Below are 1,958 nucleotides of genomic sequence, written 5' to 3'. Positions count from 1 at the left end.
CCTAACTTTGGCCCCTGAACTCGCCGGAACCCGCGCCACCGTTGGGTTTCGGCTATTTTTTGGGCGCATATGTAGCCATGTAAATACATTACATTACCCTTGTTTTTTGCTAAATATGTTCGACAATGGTGTTCATGTATATCGAGCACGTCCCCAACCGCAACTCCCCGCCGGCGATCCTGCTGCGCGAGTCCTATCGCGAAGGCAACAAGGTCAAGAAACGCACCCTGGCGAATTTGTCCGCGCTACCGCCCGAGGTGATCGAGGGCTTGAAGGTCTTGCTGCGCGGCGGGGCGGCCGTGGCCTCGGCCGATGAGGCCCTGGTGATCGAACGCAGTCTGCCGCACGGCCATGTGGCCGCCGCGCTCGGTATGGCCCGCGCCTGCGGCGCGCAACACTGGTTCGCGGCAGCGCCGGCCCGTGTGCAATCCCTGGTTATGGCGCTGCTGGTGGCGCGCCTGATCTCCCCCGCCTCCAAGCTGGCCACGCACCGCATGCTGCAGGAACAGACCGCGGCCCATTCGCTGTCGCGCATGCTTGGCATCGGCGATGTTGAGCCCGAGGAGTTGTACGCCGCGATGGACTGGCTGGGAGAGGCCCAGGAAGCCGTCGAGAAGCGCCTGGCGAAGCAGCATCTGGCTGGTAGCACGCTGGTGCTCTATGACCTCACTTCCACCTGGCTGACCGGGCGCTGCTGCGACCTGGCGGCCTACGGCTACAGCCGCGATGGCAAACGCCACGAGCCGCAGATCGTGTTCGGTCTGGTCTGTACGCCGCAAGGATGTCCGTTAGCGGTCGAAGTCTTCGCCGGCAACACCGCCGATCCGACCACGGTGGCGTCTCAGGTGGAGAAGCTCAAGGACCGTTTCGGCATCGAGAAACTCGCCTGGGTAGGGGACCGGGGAATGCTGACGCAAGCCCGCATCGACACGCTGTTGCGCCCGGCAGGACTGGACTGGGTGAGTAGCCTGCGCGCCCCGCAGATTGCTGAACTCGCCAGGGAACAAGGCCCCTTTCAGCCCTCGCTGTTCGATGAACGCAACCTCATCGAGCTCACCAGCGAAACGTTTCCTGGCGAGCGACTGGTGGTGTGCCGCAATCCGCTGCTGGCCGACGAACGGGCCAGGAAACGCGAGGCGCTGTTGCAGGCCACCGAACAGGAACTCAACAAGATTGCCGAGGCCACCACGCGCGCGCGCAACCGGCTCAAGGGCACGGAGGCGATTGCCCTGCGCGTGGGCCGGATCATCGAGCGCTTCAAGATGGCCAAGCACTTCGAACTGACCATCACCGACACCAGCTTTGCCTGGGCGCGCAAGACGCTACAGATCGAGCAAGAGGCGGCACTCGATGGCCTGTATGTGGTGCGCACGAGTTTGCCGGCAGCGCAACTGTCAGCCGAGGCGGCCGTGTCGGCCTACAAGGGCTTGGCGGCGGTCGAGCGAGCGTTTCGTTCGCTAAAGACCATGGACTTGCACGTGCGCCCCGTATTCCATTGGAATGCCGAGCGCGTGCGTGCTCATGTCTTTCTGTGCATGCTGGCCTACTACGTCGAATGGCACATGCGCGAAAAATTAAAACCGATGCTCTTTGACGATGAATACATCGAGCTAGCGCGCGCTTCCCGTGCCTCGCCCGTGGCCAAGGCACGGCGTTCGGAACAGGCGAAAGCCAAGGACGCCACCAAGCGCACCGAGGATGATCTGCCGGTCCACAGCCTGCGCACGTTGCTCGGTGATCTGGCCACGCTCACCTACAACATCTGCCACACGCCGCTGAATCCGGACGCCAAGATCATCATGACCACGCGGCCAACGCCCCTTCAGGACCGCGCCTTCCGCCTCCTGGGTATCAGCCCGGCAGCCCTTCCGTAGCACCTGTACCCAGTAAGCCCTCGCTACGCACTCGCATAACCGCGTGAAATCAACACCTTACGTTGGCCTGAACTCAAAGTTAGG

1 protein-coding gene is annotated in these 1,958 nt (G+C 62.7%); it reads left to right on the top strand.

All coding sequences use genetic code 11. From position 1 onward, the window contains the following. Positions 1 to 134: 134 nt before the first annotated feature. Positions 135 to 1,874, top strand: coding sequence for an IS1634 family transposase (locus ACGLHR_RS51570; protein WP_400103838.1), 1,740 nt, complete (start codon positions 135 to 137; stop codon positions 1,872 to 1,874). The last annotated feature ends 84 nt before the right edge of the window (positions 1,875 to 1,958 follow it).

It is taken from the genome of Cupriavidus sp. CuC1 (assembly GCF_044627735.1).
Lineage (GTDB): Bacteria > Pseudomonadota > Gammaproteobacteria > Burkholderiales > Burkholderiaceae > Cupriavidus > Cupriavidus ulmosensis.
Note: the sequence above shows the minus strand (reverse complement) of the source record. Positions and strands in the feature narration are given on the sequence as shown.

Bases quoted from the DNA above. Each gene is read 5' to 3' on its own strand.
- ACGLHR_RS51570 (WP_400103838.1), top strand. From the start codon at position 135: ATGTATATCGAGCACGTCCCCAACCGCAACTCCCCGCCGGCGATCCTG.